The following is a 20425-nucleotide window of genomic DNA, read 5'->3' on the forward strand; positions in this document are numbered from 1 at the left end:
CTACCCGCCAAATACCGCGTCGTATGCAGAGATGGTCTTCTCCGCCCGCGCCTTGACGGCGGCGGCGGCGTCGCCGGGGCGAAACAGCGAGGAGCCAAGGCCGAAGGTGCGAATGCCGACGGCGGCATAGGCGGCGAAGTCCTTTTCGGAGACACCGCCGACCGCGCCGATCGGCAGGTCGGCGGGGAGAACCGCACGGATCGCCGTGATGCCCGAGGGGCCGAGGACGTTCGCCGGAAAGAACTTCAGCGCCGAGGCGCCGAGGCGTGCGGCCGCCAGCGCCTCGGTCGCGGTGAAGACGCCGGGCATGGTGACGAGGCGCTGCTCGCCCGCCCGCGTCAGCACGGCGGCGTCGACATTGGGGCTGACCAGGAGCTGGCCGCCGCAATCGACGAGGCGATCGACGGAGGCGACGTCGAGGACCGTTCCGGCGCCGATCAGGACGCCGTCCGGGGCAAGCAGCGAAGCCGTCTCGATCGAGCGGAACGGATCCGGCGAGTTCAGCGGGATCTCGATCGCCTCGAAACCGGCCTCGATCAGGCCGGACACCACGGCTTCGCAATCTTCCGGCGTCAGGCCCCGCAGGATCGCTACGAGGTCGCGCTTCAGTTTCGGCCAGGGGGTGCGGGTGGATTCGCTCATGTCAGGATCTTTCCTGCGGCGGCAAGCAGGCCGCGGCGCACGGCCGCCTCGCCGTCCGCTTCGATGGCATCGAGGCCGAGCGTCGTAAAGGCCGCCCGATAGCGCTCGGCGAGCGGCCCGGAGGCGACGAGCCGGACGGTGTGACCGTCGAGGCCGCCGAAGCGGGTCGCCGCGCCGGCAAGTTCCAGGCCGATGAGGAGCCCCGACAGGGTCGACGCCGCATGCGGCGCATCGTCGGGCGAGAGAAGGCCGCCGGCGCGGATGGCGAAGAGCCAGCTGGAGAACTCCGCCGGATGCTCGAACGCGGTCCGCACGGCTCGTCCGAACGCAGGCACGTCGAAGCGCTCGTCGCCCGGCGTCATCGAGTGCCTGAGAATCGTATGGCCGGCGATGGCGGCGAAGAGGTCGCCCGTGACGAAGGTAGCGAAGCCGGAGAGCCGGCCCTCCTCCAGCATCACCCATTTCGAATGGGTCCCGGGCAGGCAGACGAGTTCTCCGCTCTCGCCCTGGCGGGAAGAGGCTTGAAGGCCGAGGATCTGGGTCTCCTCGCCGCGCATGACGTCGAACCGGCCTTCGGCGCGCTGGCAGACGCCGGGCAGGATGAAGACCGGCCGGTCGGCGCCCGGCACCCGGACCGCACCCGCCGCGAGGGTGTCCGGATCGGCGGGCGTCTCGACATAGGGCGCCTCGACCCAGCCCTGCTTCGCCCCGACCATGCCGCAGGCGACGACCGGCAGATCAGCCGGCGCATCGAGAGCGGAGAGATGGCGGCCCAGCACGCCGGCAAAGCCGCCCGGCTCCCCAGCGGCCGTCGCCATGCCCTCGCCGCCACGGCGTTCGCCAAGGACGGTGCCGTCTTCGCCCACCAGCCAGAGGCGGAAGGACGTCGTGCCCCAGTCGGCAAGGCCTGCGAAGGGCCGGGTCACGGGGCCGCCGGCGGATCGAAGACAAACGGTTCGGTAACGGCCCGCCGTCCGAGCAGGAAGGCGTCGGCGACATGGCGCAGCGGCGACAGATCGACCTCGGATTGCCCGGCAGCGATCAGCTCGGCGAAGCGGGCATAGAGGCCGCCATATTCGGCTTCGGGGCCCAGTCCCCGCTCCTCGCCATCGACGAAGAGCTTCGCCCCGCCCATGGAGAGCTTCAGCGTCCCGCCATCGGTCTCTACGACGATGTCCCAGGTCTGCAGCCCGGTCTGGCGGAAGTCGAACACCGCCTCGACCGCCTCGCCGCTCGGCCCCGCGAAGGCGAGATCGGCAGCGATCGGCGCCTGACGGTTTTCCGGAAAGGTCAGTTCGGCACCGGTCAGCCAAATGGGGAAAGGCAGAATCCGCGTCACGATCGACAGGGCGTTGATGCCGGGGTCGAAGACGCCGAGGCCGCCGGGCTCGAAGATCCAGTCCTGGCCGGGATGCCAGTGGCGCACGTCCTCCTTCCAGGTGACTGTGACCTTGCGGATGCGCCGGCCCTTCAGCCAGTCTCTCGCCGGCTCGACACCCGGCGCATGGCGCGAATGCCAGGTGGCGAAGAGCGAGACGCCGTTCGACGCGGCGAGGCCGGCGAGCTGTTCGACCTCGGATAACGTCGCACCGGGCGGCTTTTCCAGCATCACGTGCTTGCCCATCGCCAGGGCCTCCGCCGCCACCTGGTGCCGCGCCTGGGGCGGCATGCAGAGGGAGACGGCGGCGATTTCCGGCATTGCCGCCAGCATTTCGCCGCTCGAGGAAAAGTTGGCGATGCCGTCGACGCCGGCATTGCGGCTCGCCGCCGCGATGAGGTCGAAGTCGGCGCTGCGTGAGAGCGACGGCAGGTGCTGGTCGCGGGCGATCTTGCCGATGCCGACGAGGCCGAGTTTTACGGGTGCCATGCGCCTCAGGCCCGGTTCTTGTTGTAGACGTCGAAGATCACGGCGACGAGCAGGACGAGGCCCTTGATCACCTGCTGATAGTCGATGCCGATGCCCAGAATCGACATGCCGTTGTTCATCACGCCCATGATGAAGGCGCCGATCACCGCACCGATGATCGTGCCGACGCCGCCGGCCATCGAGGCGCCGCCGATGAAGACGGCGGCGATGACGTCGAGCTCGAAGCCGAGGCCGGCTTTCGGCGTCGCGGTGTTGAGACGGGCGGCGAAGACGAGGCCCGCGAGAGCCGCCAGCATGCCCATGTTGGCGAAGGTCAGGAACACCAGCCGCTCGGTGTTGATGCCCGACAGCCGCGTCGCCTTCTCGTTGCCGCCGACGGCGTAGATCCGCCGGCCGATGGTCGTGCGCGAGGTGATGAAGGAGTAGACGGCGATCAGGAGCGCCATCACCACGAGGACGTTCGGAAAGCCCCGGAAGGTCGAGAGCGCCCAGGTGAGGTAGACGATCGCCGCGGCGAGGATGAAGTTGCGGGCGAAGAAGAACAGCGCCGGCTCGTCGTCATGGCCGCTGGAGCGATTGCGGAAGCGCGAGCGCAGGCCGAAGAACAGCAGCACCGCGACGACGGCGACGCCGAGCAGCATCGACAACAGGTTGAAGCCCTTGATGCCGAAGACGTCCGGCAGGAAACCAGAGGAGATCAGCTGGAAGCCTCGCGGGAACGGGCCGACCGATTGCCCCGCCAGCACCCAGAGCGTCAGCCCTTTGAACACCAGCATGCCGGCCAGTGTGACGATGAAGGATGGGATCTTCCAATAGGCGATCCAATAGCCCTGCATGGCGCCGATCAACGCACCGACGGCGAGGCAGATCACGCCGGCGAGGACGTAGTTCATGTCCCACTGGACGATCATCACCGCTGCCAACGCCCCGACGAAGCCGAGGACGGAGCCGACGGAGAGGTCGATATGGCCGGAGACGATGACGAGCAGCATCCCCAGCGCCATGATGATGACGTAGGAATTCTGCAGGATCAGGTTGGTCAGGTTGATCGGCTTCAGGAGAATGCCGTTGGTGACGACCTGGAAGAACGCCATGATGACGATCAGCGCGAGCAGAATGCCGTATTCGCGCATGTGCTTGCGGATGAAGCTCGCCGATGCGCCGGCCGTTCCGCTCGGTGCCGGCTTCGTCGCGCTCGGCTGATGAATGACATCTTGCGACATTCGGGTTTCCTCAGTTCCTGTGGCCGGAGCGAATGATCAGCGACATGATCTTCTCCTGCGAGGCGTCGCTGGTCGGCATTTCGCCGACGAAGCGGCCTTCGTTCATGACGTAGATCCGGTCGGTGATGCCGAGCAGCTCGGGCATCTCCGAGGAGATCACGACGATCGCCTTGCCGGTCTTGGCCAGCTCGGCGATGATCGCGTAGATTTCGTATTTCGCGCCGACATCGATGCCTCTGGTCGGCTCGTCGAGGATCAGCACCTCGGGGCCGGCGAAGAGCCATTTCGCCAGGACGACCTTCTGCTGGTTGCCGCCGGAGAGGTTGACCACCTCCTGCGCCGTCGAGGAACATTTGATCCGGATGCGCTCGCGATAGTCGCGCGCAACGTCGAGCTCGCGGTGCTCGTCGATGACGATGCCGTTGGCGATCCCGTCGAGATTGGCGAGCGGAATGTTGCGGCGGATGGTGTCGTCGAGGACGAGGCCGAAGGTCTTGCGGTCTTCCGTGGCGTAGCAGATGCCGGCCGAGATCGCCCGGTTGACGGTCGAGACGTCCACCGGACGCCCATGCATCTCCACCGTGCCGGAAATGTTCGTGCCGTAGGACTTGCCGAACAGGCTCATGGCGAGCTCGGTGCGCCCTGCCCCCATCAGCCCGGCGATGCCGACGACCTCCCCTGCCTTCACGTGAAAACTGACGTCGTCGCAGACCTTGCGCTCGGAATGCTGCGGGTGATGGGCCGTCCAGTTCTTCACCTCGAAGATCGTCTCGCCGATCTGCGGGCTCCGCGGCGGGTAGCGGTCGTTGAGGCTACGGCCGACCATGTCGCGGATGATGTCCGCCTCGCTCACGGCGCTGCCCTTGGCGTCGAGGGTGGAGACCGCCGCGCCGTCGCGCAGGACGGTGATCGTGTCGGCGACCTTGGAGATCTCGTTGAGTTTGTGGGAGATCAGGATCGAGGAGATGCCGGCGGCCTTGAACTCCAGGAGCAGCTTGAGCAGCGCCTCGGAGTCGGTCTCGTTGAGACTCGACGTGGGCTCGTCGAGGATCAGGAGCTTGACCTCCTTCGACAGCGCCTTGGCGATCTCGACCAGCTGCTGCTTGCCGAGCCCGAGCTCGGTGACCCGGGTCTGGGGCGATTCCTTCAGGCCGACCTTGGCGAGAAGCTCGCGGGTCCGCGAGAAGGTCTCGTGCCAGTCGATGACGCCACCAGCCGCCCGCTCGTTGCCGAGGAAGATGTTCTCGGCGATCGACAGCAGCGGCACCAGCGCCAGCTCCTGGTGGATGATGATGATGCCGCGCTTTTCCGAGTCGGCGATGCCGGAGAAGCGGCATTCCTCGCCCTTGAACTCGATCACCCCATCGTAGGAGCCGTGCGGATAGACACCCGACAGCACCTTCATCAGGGTCGACTTGCCGGCGCCGTTCTCGCCGACGAGGGCGTGGATCTCGCCCTCCGCCACGCTGAGATTGACGTCGTCGAGCGCGATCACCCCCGGGAAGGTCTTGGTGATACCCTGCATCTGCAAAATGGTGGTCATGACGGAATGTCTCGAAGCGTCCGCGCCGCAGGCCGGCAGCGCCCGGACGTGAAGTTTGCCATGGCGAACGGGCCCTGCCCGATCGATGCGGCGCGCCGGAAGACCCAGGCGCGCCGACGACTGGGTTGCCGGAGCATCGCGCCCTGGAACGACGGATTACTTGATCTGGTCTTCCTTGTAGTAGCCGCTCTCGACGAGCACCTTTTCCCAATTGTCCTTGGTGACCAGCATCGGCTTCAGCAGGTAGGACGGCACGACCTTGACGCCGTTGTCGTAGGTCTTGGTGTCGTTGACCTCCGGCTCCTTGTCCTGAAGGACGGCATCGACCATCTGCACGGTCACCTTGGCGAGCTCGCGGGTGTCCTTGAAGATCGTCGAATACTGGTCGCCCCTGAGGATCGCCTTGACCGATGGAACCTCGGCGTCCTGGCCGGTGATGATCGGCATTTCCAGATCGCCGGAGCCGTAGCCGACGCCCTTCAGCGAGGAGATGATGCCGATGGACAGGCCGTCATAGGGCGAAAGTACACCATTGACCTTCTGGTCGCCGGTGTAGTTGGCCGACAGGAGGTTATCCATGCGCGCCTGGGCGACCGAGCCGTCCCAGCGCAGGGTGCCGACCTTGTCCATGCCCATCTGGCCGGAGGGGATCTTGATCTTGCCCTCGTCGATCAGCGGCTGCAGCACGCTCATCGCGCCGTTGTAGAAGAAGAAGGCGTTGTTGTCGTCCGGCGATCCGCCGAAGAGTTCGACGCTCCAGCTCTCCTGGTCGGGGAAGCGCTGCTTCAGGCCGTCGACCAGCGACTCGGCCTGCTGCACGCCGACCTGGAAGTTGTCGAAGGTCGCGTAGTAGTCGACATTCTCCGAATCGCGGATCAACCGGTCGTAGGCGATCACCGGAATGCCGGCGGCGGCCGCGTTCGCCAAGGTGTTCGACAAGGTCGTGCCGTCGATGGCGGCGATCACCAGCGCATCGACGCCCGTGGTGATCATGTTCTCGACCTGGTTCACCTGGTTCGGGATGTCGTCCTCGGCATATTGCAGGTTGGCGGCGTAGCCGGCTTCCTGGAACTGCTTCACCATGTTGTCGCCGTCGGCGATCCAGCGCGCCGAGGACTTCGTCGGCATGGCAATGCCGATCGTGCCCTTGTCCTGGGCATTCGCCGACATCGGAGCCGCCAGCGCCACGACCGCAGCCGCGACCCCCGCGAAAAGTGTTTTCATCATCATGGTCACATCACCTCCCTGACCGTTGCAGGCGCCTGAAAGCGCCCTTTCCTGCTCAAGCCGCACCGGACGGGCGCGGCTCGGCGATCTTCCTTGCGTCCGGCGCGCCGCCGGACCGCGTTTCCTCCTCGCCATTGGCGTAGAGGGCATGAATGACGTCGTCGAAGGCGCTCTCGATGAGGCGCCGCATGAACAGTTCGGCCGCGTCGCCGTCGCCGGAAAGGATCGCCTGCATCACCCGGTCGTGCTGGCGCACCGTCTCGTCCTGCGGGTTCTGCCGCCAAGACAAGGAGAAGGAGACCGACAGGCTGCGCTCGATCAGCGAGCCGAGCGAGACGAGCAGCGGATTGCCCGTCGCCTCGAGCACGATGCGATGGAAGTCGAGATCCGCGGCAATGAGTTCAGCCGAGCCGCGCGGATAGTCGCGCATGCCGCCGAGTGCCCGCCGGAGGCGCTCGCTTTGCGCCTCGTCGATGCGCCTTGCTGCGAGCCGCGCCGCGTTCGGCTCGTTGATCAGGCGCATTTCGTACAGCGCCTCGATGAAGGGGCGGCGGACCGGCGCGGTGAGATGCCAGGCCATGACGTCGGCGTCCAGCATGTTCCAGGCGATGCGGGGGCGCACCTTGGTGCCGACCTTCGGGCCGACGCTAACGAGGCCCTTGGCGGCGAGATGACGGATCGCCTCCCGCACCACCGTGCGCGAGACGCCGTGATGGGACTGGATTTCCTTTTCCGTCGGCAGCGCGTCGCCGCTGAGCAGATCGCCGGACGTGATCATGCGGCCGAATTCGGCAGCGAGCGCAACGGTGCGATTCGACCGCTCCCCGTCGATTGTCGAACGCTCGTACCCCATGGACCCGGCCGGACCTCCCATCCGCAATGGTCGTACCATTGCGCCGGAAACGTCGATTGCGCAAGACCCGTAGGGCCGGATCTACGACGAAGGTCGTATCATTGGCGCGAAGGGCGCCAAGCAGGCTGGAACCCGGAGGCCACAATTCCGGATCGAAACCGGGTCTGCTCTGCGCTGCGGGCGGAGCAGTCCCTCAACGGCCCGCCGGCGGACTCCAGGGAAACTTCATGCCGGAACCGGTCGGCAGGCCGTCGCCAACGGCCCCGCCCCCCGACACCGCGGCGGAGCCCCCGGCTCCATGCGGCGCCGGCAAGTGGTCCTTCGACGGCAGATCGCCATCCTTCGGCTTGGATATCCGAAACACCGCGAGATAGAGCGCCGGGATGAACAGGAGAGTGATCAGCGTGCCGGCGATGATGCCGCCCATCATCGCGTAGGCCATCGGCCCCCAGAAGATCTCGCGCGAGATCGGGATCAGCGCGAGGCTGGCGGCGGCGGCCGTCAGGACGATCGGCCGGGCGCGCATCTCGCTCGCCTCGAAGACCGCCTGCCAGGGATGCATCCCCTCTTCCCGCAAAACGTCGATCTGGTGGACGAGGATAATCGAGTTGCGGATCAGGATGCCGATCAAAGCGAGGACGCCGAGGATCGCGACGAAGCCGAGCGGAGCGCCGGAGGGCAAGAGCGCCGCGACGACGCCGATGAGCCCCAGTGGCGCCGCGCACAGCACCACGAACAGCGCCCGAAAGCTCTGCATCTGAATCATGATCAGCGTCAGCATGGCGAGGAGCATCACCGGGATGACGGCGGCGATCGGCCCCTGGCTCTCTTCGCTCGATTCCACCGCACCGCCGATTTCGACATGATAGTCCGGCGGCAGGGTCTTCCCGAACTCGGCGATCTTCGGGGCGAGGGCCTGGACGATCGTCGCCGGCTGCGCCGGGCCGTTGACGGCCGCGCTCACGGTGATGGTCGGGATGCGCGAGCGCGAGTAGAGGATCGGATCCTCATAGGTGTACTGGTAGCTGACCAGGCTGGCGAGCGGGATGGCATCGCCCTGCGAATTGGTCAGCTGCAGGTTCTCGATCGCCTCGATGGAATCGCGATCCGACTTCGAGCCGCGGGCGATCACCGGCACGAGATAGATGCCGTCGCGAATGTCGGTGATGGTCGAGCCGTCGAGCACGGAATTCAGCCGCGAGGCGATCTCCTGGGAGGTGATGCCCAGCTGTCGGGCCTTGTCCTGCAGGATCTCGACCTTCAGGACACGCGCCGGCTCGCTCCAATCCCGCACGATCGAGGTCAGCCGGCTGTCGCTCGCCATCAGCGCAGCGAGTTCGCGGGCCTTGTCGCGGACGACCTCGATGTCGGGACCGCCGAGACGGTACTGGACGGGGCGGCCGACCGGGGGGCCGAGCTCGAGATATTTCACATAGACGTCCGTGCCGACGAGGTTCTCGCGGACGAAGGACTGAAGCTTCGACTTCACCCGCTCACGCGCTTGGAGATCCTTGTTGACGATCACCACCTGCCCGAAGAACGGGTTGGAGGGCTGAACGTCGTAGGCGAGGATGAAGCGTTCCGCCGACTGGCCGACATAGGAACTCCAGTGGTCGACATCGTCGTCGCCTCTCAGCGTCGCCTCCAGCGCGTCCATCTGGGCGCGCGTCTCGGCGATCGTCGCATTGTGCCGCAGCGTGAAGTCGACGACGAGTTCGGGCCTGTCCGAGGTCGGGAAGAACTGCTGCTGGACGAACTGCATCGCGTAGATCGAGCCCGCGAAGAGCGCGACCGTGACGATGATGGTGATCCAGCGAAAGCGCATCGCCCCGCGCAGCACCGTCGAGAAAGTGCGGCGCACGAAGCCCGGCTTGGCGTCGTGCTTGTGCATCGATTTGGGCAGGATCATCACGCCGATCAGCGGCGTGAACAGCACCGCGACGATCCACGACAGGCTCAGCGACATGGCGATGACGACGAAGAGCGAGAAGGTGTATTCGCCGGCGTTGGAATTGTTGAAGCCGATCGGCAGGAAGCCGGCGACCGTCACCAGCGTCCCGGACAGCATCGGAAAGGCGATCGACGTCCAGGCGAAGCTCGCCGCCTTCTCCCGCGTCTCGCCGATTTCCATGCGCGAGACCATGGTCTCGATGGCGATCATCGCGTCGTCGACAAGGAGGCCGAGGGCGATGATGAGAGCGCCGAGCGAGATACGCTGGAGGTTCAGGCCGGCATATTCCATGCCAATGAAGGTCATGGCGAGAACCAGCGGGATCGACAGGGTGACGACGAGGCCCGCCCGGAAGCCGAGGCTGATGAAGCTGACCGCGAGCACGATCGCCACGGCCTCGAACAGCGCCTGGGTGAAGCCGCCCACCGATTCCTCGACCACCGCGCCCTGGTCGGCGACCTGATGCACCCCGACCCCGATCGGCAGTTCGCTGATGATCCTCGTCATTTCGTGCTTCAGCTCCTCGCTGAAGTCGACGATGTTGCCGCCCGAGCGCATGCCGATGGCGAGGCCGATCGCCGGCTGGCCGTTGAAGCGGAACAACGTCGTCGGGGGATCCTGATAGCTGCGGGTGATGGTGGCGACGTCGCTCAGCTTGAAGAAGCGGTCGTTGACCCGGAGATTGACCGCCTTCAGGCTGTCCTCGGAGGTGTACTGACCGGAGACCCGGACGATGATCCGTTCGGGGCCGGACTGGATCACGCCCGAGGGCGCGATGGCGTTCTGCGCCTGCAGGGTGTCGATGATCGACTGCTGATCGAGGCCGAGGCCGGCGATCTTGCGCAGCGAGAATTCCAGATAGATCGCCTCGTCCTGCTCTCCGACCAGATCGACCTTGCCGGCATCGCCGAGCTGCAGGAGCTGGGTGCGGACGCCTTCGACATAGTCGCGGAGCTGGCGGAACGAGATGCCATCGGCGGTGAAGGCGTAGATGTTGCCGTAGACGTCGCCGAATTCGTCGTTGAAGCCGAAGCCCTGGAACTCGGACGGAAAGTCCGCCCGAATGTCCGCCATCTTGTTGCGGACCTTCTGCCAGATGCCCGGCACGGCCTCGGCCCTGGTCGTCGGCAGGAGATTGACGAAGATGACCGTCTGGCCCGGGGTGGTGATCGATCGGGTGTAGTCGAGGCTGTCGAGTTCCTGGAGCTTCTTCTCGATCCGGTCGGTGACCTGCTCGGTCATTTCCTTGACCGTCGCCCCCGGCATCGAGGCGGAGACCACCATCGTCTTGATGGTGAAGTTCGGGTCCTCCTCCCGCCCGAGGTTGAAGTAGGAGAACAGGCCGGCGAAGCAGGCGATCAGCATCAGGAACCAGATCATCGAGCGATGATGCAGCGCCCAATCGGACAGATTGAACGACTTCACGACTGGAGCCCCTTCGAGAGCGAAACCTTCTGACCGTCTTCGAGACTGTGGACGCCGGCCGTCACCACCTCGTCTCCGGTCTGTGCGCCGGACACCAGAATCACCCGACCGCCGCCGTCGCGTTCGATCACGACGTCCCGCTTGTGCACGGTTGCCTCACTCGTATCGACGACCCAGATCCGGGTCTTGCCGTCCTCCTCGAGGATCGCGCTTTGAGGCAGGAAGACCACCGGCTTGCTGGCCTTCGCGGCGGGTATCGCGCTGATCAGCGCCCCCAGCCGGAAGGCGTTCTGCGGATCGTCGAGCGAAATGCGCATTCGCACCGTCCGGGTCAGCGTGTCGGCCTGGGGCGCGATCTCACGCACCGCGCCGCGCGCCTTCACCGACGGGGCGATCTGCAGAACGACCTCGAAGGGGGAGCCGACGGACACTTCCCCGGCGCGTTCGGCCGGAACGTCGATCACCGCCTCGCGCTGATCCGTGCGGGCCAAGGTCATCACCTCTTCGCCGGCGGAGACCACCTGGCCGACGTCGGCGGCGCGATTGGTGATGACGCCATCGAAGGGGGCATTGAGAACGGCATAGGACAGGGAATTCTGCGCCTTGGCGAGCTGCGCCTTGGCGCTGACGAGCTGCGCCTCGGCGGCGCTGAGGCTCTGCTGCGCGTTGTCGACCTCGGACTGCGCCACCGTCTTTTCGGCGAACAGCCGCTTCGTCCGCTCGAAGGCCGCCCTGGCATTGCGATCCTGGATCTCGGCGCTGTCGACCTGCGCCTCGGCCGACCTGAGGTCCGCATCGAGGGTCTCGGCGTCGATCGCGGCGACCGGCTCGCCTTTTTCGACGAGGTCGCCGACGTCGACCGACCGCGAGACGATGCGGCCGAGGGTGCGGAAGGCGAGCTGCGTGGTGAAGCGCGGCTCGACGGTTCCGCTGTAGCCGAGGGCCTGGGGATCGCTCGCGGCGAGCACGGTGGTGAGAACTGGCCGCGGCGGCGGCGGGGGCGCCTCCCCCTCGTCCGACTGGCTGCAGGCGACCACGAAGAAGGCCAGCGACAGGGTCCCGGCCGCGCGAAGTCGCGATCGCATCGTCATCGCGCTTCCTCCGTCTTGGCGGGTACGAGCTGGGGCGTCGTGCCCGGCAGCACCAGTTGCGAGCCGTCGGTGATGACGCGCTCGCCCTCTTCGATCCCGCTCGCGACGAGAACGTCCTTGGTGCGATAGGCCGTGATCTCGATCGGCTTCAGCATCGGCTGGCCGCTCTCGCCGATCACCCAGACCGCGGGCTCGCCGTTCTTCACCAGCAGCGCGTTCCAGGGCAGGCTGACGGCCTCGCTCGGCCCGCCACCGCTCTCGCGGCCGACGACGGCCGAACCGAGCGTCATCTCGGGCGGCGGATTTTCGAGGCCAAGCTTGACCTGGACCGTGCCGGTGCCGCTGTCGATCAGCGGCGAGATCTCGCGGATGTGGCCGATCGCCGACACCGACGGGTTCTCGACCAGCGAGACTTCCACCGACGGAGGCTTGCCGCCCGAAAGCAGCAGCTGTTCCTGGACCCCGAAGACGGCATCGAGGGCACCGCTCTGGGCAAAGCCGAAGGCCGCCTGGGCCGCCGTGACGACCTGGCCCGGATCGATGCTGCGGCTGGTGATCACGCCGTCCGCCTTCGCTCTCAGCACCGTGTCGTCCAGCGTGTTTTCGGCGGTCGTCAGATCGGATCTTGCGGTATCAAGATCGCTCCCGGCGGTGGCGAGCGTCTGTTCCGCTTCATCGTAGCTCGAGCGGGTGGTGAAGCCCTGGGCCAGCAACTGCTTCTGGCGATCGAAGGCGGCCTCGGCCTGCGCGACCACTGCCTCGGCCGATCCGACCTTGGCTTTTGCCGAGGCGACATCGGCCTCTTCCTGGGTCGGATCGATCCTGGCCAGGACGGTGCCAACCTCGACATGGTCGCCGACGTCGACGTCGACCTCGATCACCCTGCCGCCGGTCTCGAAGGCATAGGTCGAGGTGTTGCGGGCGACGATGGTGCCGGTCAGGGAAATCGTCCGGGTGTAGGGCTTCGCCTCGGCCTCGACGAAGGCCGCGACCTGCGGCGGCGCATCCGGCACGGGCTCTTCGCCACAGCCGGCGAGGAGCGGCGCGATCGCCAACGCCCCGAGCCCCAGCAAGGGGCGCATGGGGCGCCGATGAAACCACCTTACCATCGACCGAACATCCATGTTACTTATCGATCAAATTACTTTATGATCGAGATACACTGCCAGGACGAGGACCGTCAATGCCCCCCGCAAAGGCCGCGCCGCCGCCGTCGAGATCGCGGCAACCTGAAGGCTTCAAGGAATTTTCCCAGCTGTTCAAGCAGGTGGTTCACGTCGCGCTGGGGCTCGATCGCGAGCTCGCGACCCGCTACGGGCTGGCTCTGACCGACCTCATGTGCCTGGGATTCCTGGCGGAAGCCGCCGAGCCGGTCAGCGCCAAGATGATCGCCGAGCATGTCGGCCTGTCGACGGGCGCGACGACGGCGCTGCTCGATCGGCTGGAGCGGGAGGGCTTCGTCGCACGCCGCCCCAACCCGGCGGACCGTCGCGGCGTAATCATCGCCCTGGTCGAAGAAAAGGCCGGCAAGGTGCTCGAGGACCAGGCGCCCATGCGCGACCGCCTGCAGGCCGCCTACGGCGGATTGTCCCGGGAGGAGGCGCTCGGCGTCATGCGCTTTTATCGCGCGCTTCTCGAAGAACCGGTGCCATGCGTCGGCGCGAAGGAGAAGCGCTGACGGGGAAAGGTTCGCCACAACTTCCAACCCGGCGGACGCGACGGAAGACGCCCGGCGCCGATCGGTTCGGGCCGGAACGAGCCCGTGATCGGGAATGCGAGCGTCTCAGATCGAGCCGGCCTCGACCATGTAGTTGTTGGCGGTGCACATCGCCGCATCGTCCGAGGCGAGGAACAGCACCATCCGGGCGACATAGGCCGGCTCGATGAGATCCTTCAGGCACTGGCGGTCGCGATGCTTGTCGATCGCCGCCTCGGTGACCCAGAGCTGTTTCTGGCGCTCGGTCATGATCCAGCCCGGCACGACGGTGTTGACCCGGATCCGGTGCGGCCCGAGATCGCGTGCGAAGGACCGGGTCATGCCGTGCACCGCGGCCTTCGCCGTCGTGTAGGCCGGCATGCCGCCGCCGGCCTCCCACCAGGAGTTCGAGCCCATGTTGACGATCGAACCGCCGCCGCCGGCGATCATGCCGGGCGCGACGGCCTGGATGGCAAAGAACATGTGCCTGAGATTAGTGGCGATCCGCTCGTCGAAATAGTCCGGCGTGACGCTTTCCCAGCCATGCCGGTCGTCGCGGGCGGCGTTGTTGACGAGGACGGTCGCCGCGCCGTGGCGCGTCGCCAGAGCGGCGATCGCGCCTTTGGTCGCTTCAATGTCGCGCAGATCGCAAAGCTCGAAGCCGACGCTCGCGCCACCCGCCGAGAGTTCCTCGGCCAGCGCGGCCGAGCCCGCCTCGTTGAGATCGAGGAAGCCGACCTTCGCGCCCTGCCCTGCGAAGGCGCGGACGATCTCTGCCCCGATCCCGGACGCACCGCCGGTGACGAGGACGCTCTTGCCGGACAGGCTCGGATAGGTGGCGAATTGCGGCATCGGTCGAAACTCCGTGGCTCGTCGGTGGCGTGCGGCGCCTCTTTGCGACGAGCCGACGCTTCCGGTCAACCGTTCGCGGCGGCGGTGCGGAACGCCTGCGGGTTGCGGCGCCAGACCGAGAAATTCAAACAGGCCGCCGCCGTCACCCAGGCGAGATAGGGGATCATCAGGAGCCCCGCGACCGCGTCGATCGGGTAGAACACCAGGGCATTGATCGCCACCGCCACCCACAGGGCCAGGACGTCGGCAAAAGCCAGCCCCGGCCGCTTCAGGCCGAAGAACAGCGCCGACCATGCGGCGTTGAGGAGGAGTTGAACCGCGTAAGCAAGGAACGGCGTCGCGACGAGTCCGGCGGTCTCGTAGACCCGCCAGCCGGCGATGGCGATCATTACGTAAAGCACTGACCAGACGGTCGGAAAGGCCCAGTTCGGCGGCGTCCAGCCCGGCTTGTCGAGCCGCTGGTACCACGGTCCCGGCTTGAACACGGCGCCGCTCGACGCGACGACGAGGACGATCACGACGAAGACGCCGAGGCTCAGGAGCGATGCCATCTCAGATCCCCAAAAATTCGATTGCCGAGAGCGGCGAAAGCGTTCGATATCAAAGCCATCAACGCTGCCGATCCCATCAGGTGCCATTCCGAATGAAACACTTCACGACAATCCTACTCGCTCTCCTTCTCCTCGCCCACCCTGCCGGGGCCGCCGGGGCCGCCGGGCCGGACGTCGCGGCCGACGCCGCCGCCCTCAAATCCTGCGTCGAGGGCGCCAAAGACGATCCGCGCAGCTGTATCGAGACGGTGGTCACGCCCTGCCTCGACGACCTCTCCGAAACCGACACCGGCATCAACGGCTGCTACGACCGCGAGGCCGAAGCCTGGGACAAGGTCCTCAACGAGAACTATCAGGCGGCCATGAAGGATGCGTCCTCCTACGACGCCGAGGCCAAGGAGAACGGCGGAGATCCGCAAGCGGCTGCCGGCCTCAAGAAGGCCCAGCGCGCCTGGATCGCCTTTCGCGACGCCGAATGCGACCGGCTCTACGCCCGCAACATGGACGGCACGATCCGTTTCACCGTCTACGCCGCCTGCCAGAATCGGATGACGGCCGAGCGGGCGATCGAACTCGGCCTCACGGACGAGCCCCGGTAGCGAGCCGTCAGCCGAAGAGCGGGCTCTGCCAGACATAGTAGCCGAGCACCGGCAGGGCGACGATCGGGATCGCCATCTGGATCGGCCTGAGCGAGGCGAAGAACAGCGGCGCCTCGCCGTTCTTCGCCGCGATCGGATCGAGAGCCGCGAGGCTGAGAAAGCCGACGAATTCCAGCGCCGTCGCCGTCAGCGTGTAGGCCCAGACGGTCTCGACGATGGCGAGGAATCCGAGGCCGTAGAGCCAGAGCATGGTGGCGAGTTGCGAAAGCGTCGGCCCGCCCGGCTGGCGGAAGCTGACGCCGCGGCGCACGCCGGCGAGGAAGGTGAGGATCGCCGCGCCCCAGAGCAGCGTCAGATTGACCGTCAGAAACGACTGCGCCTCGTCGCCGATCCACAGATAGACGGCACCGGCCCCGATCGGCAGCATGGCCGCGAAGGCGAAGAGCGCGCCGATCGGCGGCGGTTCGGCGGCCTCGGTCGCGGTGATCGTCCGGCCGTCGTCTCTGCTCGCCATCGTCGTTCCTCTCGCCATTGCCCGTCCCCCTCGCCGCCTGTGCCGGTGTCCCTGTGGTTTCGCAGGTGACGGCCGATTGTTTCGAAGGGCGGATAGATCTTCCGCCCCCCGATCGAAGGGAAGCTCTTCGGAGCGCGTCTCTCAGGCCCCGAGATATGGGCGCAGGATCGCCCGCGTCTGCCTTTCGCAATGCTGCAGCAACCGATAGGCCTCGTATTTCGCCGCATGGAAATCGGCGACGGCGCCGCCCGAGGGGCGGAGAACCTCGCCGGTGCGGCCCATCGCCGCGGCGGCCGCCTTGAGATCGACGTGGGCCCCGCCAGCGACGGCGCCCACCATGGCGCTGCCGAGGAGCACCGGCTCCGGCGTCTCCGGCAGCGCCACCGACAGGCCCGTGGCGTCGGCGAGCAGCCGGCGCAAAAGCGCCGAGTGGGCGGCGCCCCCCGAGGCGACGATGGTGCCGAGTTCGAGCCCCTTCGCCCGGTTGGCCTCGACGATCTGGCGGGTGCCGTAGCAAAGGCCCGACAGCGTCGCGACGAAGAGCCTGACGAGGCTTTCCTCGCTGGCGGCGAGCGTCAGGCCCGAGATCGCGCCTCTCGCATGGGGGTCTGCCTCCGGCGAGCGGTTGCCGAGGAATTCCGGCACGACGGTGAGTTCGGCGCCGAGAAACGCCACGGATTCCAGCGATCCGGCGATCTCGACGGCACGTCTTTCCAGATGATCGAGAACCGCGATCCCCGCCGCCTGTGCGGCCCGTTCCGCCGCCGGATAGGCCGGATGCAGCGAAACGACATGGTCGAGCGCCGCGCCATAGGCCGACTGGCCGCCCTCGAGCAGCCAGTAGCCGGGGATCATCGCGCCGAGATACGGCCCCCAGACGCCGTCGACGAAGGCCGGCTCGCGGGTCAGCGTCATCGTGCAGGAGGAGGTGCCCATGATGAAGGCGAGTTCTGCCGTCGGATCGGCGACCCTGCCCGCGCCGTTCATGCCACCCACCGTGCCGACCCCGCCGGCATGGGCGTCGATCAGCGAGGCGCCGACGGGCGTGCCGGCAAGAAGGCCGAGGTCGGCGGCGGCCGCTTCGCTCAGCCCGCCGCCCAGCGGCGTCGCAATGTCGACGACCTCCGTGCCGATGCGGGCGAAGTCCTCCTCCGCCAGGTCTTCGAGGCCGATCGTTCGGAAGAATTCGGCGTCGAAGCGGCCCTCATGGGCGAGATAGGTCCATTTGCAGGTGAGCGTGCAGACCGAGCGGGCGAGGCTGCCCGTCGCGCGAAACGACAGGAAATCGGCGAGATCGAAGAACTGGCCGGCACGCTGGTAGGTCTCCGGCAGGTTCTCCTTCAGCCACAACAGCTTCGGCGTTTCCATCTCCGGCGAGATCCGCCCGCCGACATAGCGCAGCACCGGATGGCCGGATGCGTTGATGCGGGCGGTCTGATCGAGCGCCCGGTGATCCATCCAGACGATGACGTTGCGCTGGTGGTCGCCCGAGTGGCTGACCGTCAACGGCGTTCCCTCACCGTCGAGAACCACGAGCGAGCAGGTGGCGTCGAAGCCGAGGCCCTTCACTGCTTCCGGCGGCAAGCCAGACTTTTCCATCGCCTCGCGGACACTGCCGCAGATCGCCCGCCAGATGTCGTCGGAGGACTGCTCGTAGATGTTCGGATCTTCGCGCCACAGGCGGATCGGGCGCTTGGCCGAGGCGAGCAGCCGGCCACTACGATCGAACAGCCCGGCGCGGGCGCTGCCCGTTCCCACGTCGATGCCGAGAAACGCCTCAGCCATGCCGCCTCCAAAGGTTCGCTTCGCCAGCGACCTAGCCGGATTTCATCGGCAAAGAAAAGGGGTGGCACCCATGGTTCGAAACAGCCCGAAGGGCCGTTCCATCGAAGGACCTCTGCGTCCGGCCGTCAAAGCCGGCCGATACGAAACGTCGCGATCGTCGCGTTCGGCGGCGTGTAGCTGTCGCACTCGACGCCGTACCCGGCGACATCCAGGGTCACCGCCCCCTGCAGCAGACACCGATCGGCAAAGGATTGCGGAATTTCGAAGCCTGCCAGGATGTCGTAGAGCCTGTCCCGGTAGCCCTCGTGATCGCCGATGCCATGGGCGATCTCCGCGCGGATCGTGATGTCTCCGCTTCCCCCGTCGAATTGCGCGAGGAGCGAGTTGAGGCTCGAATTCGCCGTTTCGCCGACCCGACAGGAGGCGCCCTCGCCGCTGCGCTCGCAGGCGGCGTCGCTCGGCATGACATTCTTCAACAGGGACAGCCCGTCTCCCGCATCGACGGCCGCGCTTCGAAGCAGGTCCGCATCCGGCTTGCGCGCGTCGACCGACGCCGGATCGACGACGGAACAGCCTTCGAGCGTCCGGCCGATCGACCCCTCGTTGTCGCGGAGATCGATCCTCGGATCGCCCCAGCCACGAAGGGACAGGGTCGTCCCGCCCTCGACGTCGCGCAGGAACTGGCGATCCATCGGCCAGAAGATCACCCGCTTTTCGGAGAGATACTCGCCGTCCTCGACCGGAAACGAGGTGGCCGCGCCGTCGACGTCGATCTCGAAGCGTCCCACCTGCCGCATGTCACCGGGATCGACGGCGGCGAACTGCGTCGACCAGAGGCCGAATCTGGCGTTCCGACCGGGTTCGCAGGTGAGGGCGACGCAGGTTTCCTCGCGCGCGTCGCACGAATAGGCCGCCTTCCAGTCTCCCGTCCGGCTTTGCCGCCACTCGGCCTCTGCGGCGTGGATGGGCAGGAGCGCGAGGATCAGGCCGAAGGCGGCAGGTTTGGAGATTGGCATCGCTTCGAGCCCCAGCTGACGATCGCCGGGACATAGCAAGGCGCACTGGCGCCGGACTTGCATCCGGCGCTACTGGGGCTCGGGCCGACCAGGGAAAAACCGGCGCAGCCGAACTCTGCACGTTTGCCGCGGAAGGACGCCTTCAGGCGGCGGCCGGAGCGGCACCCTGCAGCGCTCTGGCCTGCTTGAACGACACCAGCCGCTTGCCGGTCTCGTCCCACAGGACGAGCTTCACGCAGCGCAGGCTCTGCCAAAGCGTGATGCGGCCCAGGTCGCGCAGTTCGGGATGGGCGTCGAGCACCTTGGGAAGCCGGTAGAACGGGATCGTGCTCGACAGATGGTGCACGTGGTGGATGCCGATATTGCCGGTGAACCAGCGCAGCACGGCGGGAAGATCGTAATGGGAAGCGCCGTGCAGGGCGGCATGCTGGAACTTCCAGTCCTTGCCCTCCGACCAGTGGGTCTCCTCGAACTGATGCTGGACGTAGAACAGCCAGACGCCGACGGTCGAGGCCATCAGGGTGATCGGCAGCTGCACGGCGAGGAACGGCCAGAGCCCCATCAGCCAGATCAGGACCGCCGCCGGGATCGCGATGCCGAGATTGGTCGCGAGCGTCGACGTCCAGGGCGTGACGCCGGCGCGCATCAGGCCGATCGGCAGCCGGTACTGGCAGATGAACAGCCAGGCCGGCCCGAAGCCGAACATGATCGCGGGATGCCGGTAGAGCCGGTATTTGGCCCTGCCCCACCCCGAAAGCGCCCGATATTCGCCGACGGTCAGCGTGTCGACGTCGCCGATGCCGCGCTTGTCGAGATTGCCGGCCGTCGCGTGATGGATGGCGTGGGTCCGCCGCCAGTAGTCGTAGGGCGTGAAGGTCAACACGCCGATCACCCGCCCGGTCCAGTCGTTGACGGCGCGGCGGGCGAACAGGGCGCCATGGCCGCAATCGTGCTGCAGCATGAACAGACGCACCAGGAAGCCGGCAGCGGGGATCGTCAGGACGAGGCCCCAGTAGTGGCCGTGAACGACGGCTAGGGCGGCCAGCGCCCACAGGACGACGAAAGGCGCCGCCGTGACGACGATCTCGAAGACGCTGCGAAGCGCGTCCGGCTGGCGGTATCCGGCAAGGATGCGCGACCAGGCCGGGCCGACGGAAGCGGCCCCGGAGGTTCCAGCCGCGGTCACGTGCGGCTGTCCAAGGAAGATGCGTTGCAATTCATTGTCGTTCGGCCTCGATACGGCGGCGCCCGAAGAAGCCAGCGGAAGATTGAAGTGGAAAACTCGTCGATTGACCGACGATCCGTCGAACACGGAGACTTTTTCCCCGCCGCGTCGCATCGAAATAAGGTTCTTTCGGGATCGAAACAAGGTGGCAGCGAGGGATCACCGCCACGATCGCCAGACCGCGACGACGAAGGCACCGGGCGAAGCGAGATCCAGCGCAATCGCATTCCGGCTTTCGCCGTGTGTCCACTTAAGCTTCTTGACTGACGAATGACATGACGGTTTCGACTGGCCTACGGCCCATGTTGCGGTAGCCGAGGTGCGGGCGTTCGGTGTTGTAGTGGACGAGCCAGGCGTCGAGATCG

The 20425-nt window shown here is 66.6% G+C and carries 18 protein-coding genes and 1 pseudogene; 2 read left to right on the top strand and 17 right to left on the bottom strand.

All coding sequences use genetic code 11. From position 1 onward, the window contains the following. The 10 genes from GTK09_RS24420 to GTK09_RS24465 form a co-directional block, all read right to left on the bottom strand. Nucleotides 1-642: a 2-dehydro-3-deoxy-6-phosphogalactonate aldolase gene (locus tag GTK09_RS24420; RefSeq protein WP_163466022.1), complete on the bottom strand. Its 642-nt coding sequence runs from the start codon at nt 640-642 to the stop codon at nt 1-3. Next, entirely contained in the window at nt 639-1568 is a 930-nt protein-coding gene (locus GTK09_RS24425; protein ID WP_163466023.1) for a 2-dehydro-3-deoxygalactonokinase, read from the bottom strand. Before GTK09_RS24425 ends, GTK09_RS24420 begins: the two co-directional genes overlap by 4 nt. After that, nucleotides 1565-2509 (bottom strand): Gfo/Idh/MocA family protein, encoded by a 945-nt coding sequence (locus GTK09_RS24430; protein ID WP_163466024.1) that lies wholly within the window; start codon nt 2507-2509, stop codon nt 1565-1567. The genes GTK09_RS24425 and GTK09_RS24430 overlap by 4 nt, the downstream gene beginning before the upstream one ends. A 5-nt stretch (nt 2510-2514) precedes the next feature. Next, nucleotides 2515-3732, bottom strand: coding sequence for a multiple monosaccharide ABC transporter permease (gene mmsB / locus GTK09_RS24435; RefSeq protein WP_163466025.1), 1218 nt, complete (start codon nt 3730-3732; stop codon nt 2515-2517). Between the two features lie 10 nt (nt 3733-3742). Beyond that, nucleotides 3743-5275 carry a multiple monosaccharide ABC transporter ATP-binding protein gene (gene mmsA, locus GTK09_RS24440; RefSeq protein WP_163466026.1) on the bottom strand — a complete coding sequence of 511 codons (1533 nt, stop codon included), beginning with the start codon at nt 5273-5275 and terminating at the stop codon, nt 3743-3745. A gap of 156 nt (nt 5276-5431) precedes the next feature. Then, entirely contained in the window at nt 5432-6499 is a 1068-nt protein-coding gene (chvE, locus tag GTK09_RS24445) for a multiple monosaccharide ABC transporter substrate-binding protein (RefSeq protein ID WP_203561189.1), read from the bottom strand. Nucleotides 6500-6557: 58 nt separating this feature from the next. After that, nucleotides 6558-7280, bottom strand: a complete 723-nt coding sequence (locus GTK09_RS24450; RefSeq protein ID WP_246218113.1) for a FadR/GntR family transcriptional regulator — start codon at nt 7278-7280, stop codon at nt 6558-6560. Nucleotides 7281-7548: 268 nt separating this feature from the next. Further along, nucleotides 7549-10731: an efflux RND transporter permease subunit gene (locus tag GTK09_RS24455; protein WP_163466029.1), complete on the bottom strand. Its 3183-nt coding sequence runs from the start codon at nt 10729-10731 to the stop codon at nt 7549-7551. Further along, complete coding sequence (locus GTK09_RS24460) at nt 10728-11822, bottom strand: efflux RND transporter periplasmic adaptor subunit (RefSeq protein ID WP_163466030.1); 1095 nt, start codon at nt 11820-11822, stop codon at nt 10728-10730. The genes GTK09_RS24455 and GTK09_RS24460 overlap by 4 nt, the downstream gene beginning before the upstream one ends. Continuing rightward, nucleotides 11819-12904 (bottom strand): efflux RND transporter periplasmic adaptor subunit, encoded by a 1086-nt coding sequence (locus tag GTK09_RS24465; protein ID WP_163466031.1) that lies wholly within the window; start codon nt 12902-12904, stop codon nt 11819-11821. Before GTK09_RS24465 ends, GTK09_RS24460 begins: the two co-directional genes overlap by 4 nt. Nucleotides 12905-13005: 101 nt before the next feature. Between GTK09_RS24465 and GTK09_RS24470 the strand changes: the two genes are divergently transcribed. After that, nucleotides 13006-13500: a MarR family winged helix-turn-helix transcriptional regulator gene (locus GTK09_RS24470; protein WP_163466032.1), complete on the top strand. Its 495-nt coding sequence runs from the start codon at nt 13006-13008 to the stop codon at nt 13498-13500. 105 nt (nt 13501-13605) lie between these two features. Here the strand turns inward: GTK09_RS24470 and GTK09_RS24475 are convergent, their stop codons facing one another. Further along, nucleotides 13606-14370, bottom strand: a complete 765-nt coding sequence (locus GTK09_RS24475) for an SDR family NAD(P)-dependent oxidoreductase (protein ID WP_163466033.1) — start codon at nt 14368-14370, stop codon at nt 13606-13608. Nucleotides 14371-14435: 65 nt separating this feature from the next. Continuing rightward, nucleotides 14436-14921, bottom strand: coding sequence for a TspO/MBR family protein (locus GTK09_RS24480; RefSeq protein ID WP_163466034.1), 486 nt, complete (start codon nt 14919-14921; stop codon nt 14436-14438). 92 nt (nt 14922-15013) lie between these two features. Here GTK09_RS24480 and GTK09_RS24485 point away from each other — a divergent pair, with 92 nt between their 5' ends. After that, entirely contained in the window at nt 15014-15520 is a 507-nt protein-coding gene (locus GTK09_RS24485) for a lysozyme inhibitor LprI family protein (RefSeq protein ID WP_163466035.1), read from the top strand. 7 nt (nt 15521-15527) lie between these two features. On the opposite strand, the gene GTK09_RS24490 is transcribed toward GTK09_RS24485, so the two are convergent. The 5 genes and pseudogenes from GTK09_RS24490 to GTK09_RS24510 all read right to left on the bottom strand — a co-directional run. Then, on the bottom strand, nt 15528-16034 hold the full coding sequence (locus GTK09_RS24490; protein WP_246218114.1) for a DUF3429 domain-containing protein: 507 nt from the start codon (nt 16032-16034) through the stop codon (nt 15528-15530). Between the two features lie 141 nt (nt 16035-16175). Beyond that, the gene (locus tag GTK09_RS24495; protein WP_163466037.1) at nt 16176-17819 is read right to left on the bottom strand and encodes an FGGY-family carbohydrate kinase; all 1644 of its coding nucleotides are present in this window, start codon (nt 17817-17819) and stop codon (nt 16176-16178) included. Nucleotides 17820-17944: 125 nt separating this feature from the next. Beyond that, nucleotides 17945-18835 (bottom strand): hypothetical protein, encoded by an 891-nt coding sequence (locus GTK09_RS24500; RefSeq protein ID WP_163466038.1) that lies wholly within the window; start codon nt 18833-18835, stop codon nt 17945-17947. A 142-nt stretch (nt 18836-18977) separates the two neighbouring features. Next, the gene (locus GTK09_RS24505) at nt 18978-20021 is read right to left on the bottom strand and encodes a fatty acid desaturase (RefSeq protein ID WP_312869956.1); all 1044 of its coding nucleotides are present in this window, start codon (nt 20019-20021) and stop codon (nt 18978-18980) included. A gap of 289 nt (nt 20022-20310) precedes the next feature. Next, nucleotides 20311-20425, bottom strand: a pseudogene (locus GTK09_RS24510) (IS481 family transposase); the annotation flags it as partial.

This window comes from Jiella pacifica, assembly GCF_010500815.1.
GTDB lineage: Bacteria > Pseudomonadota > Alphaproteobacteria > Rhizobiales > Rhizobiaceae > Jiella > Jiella pacifica.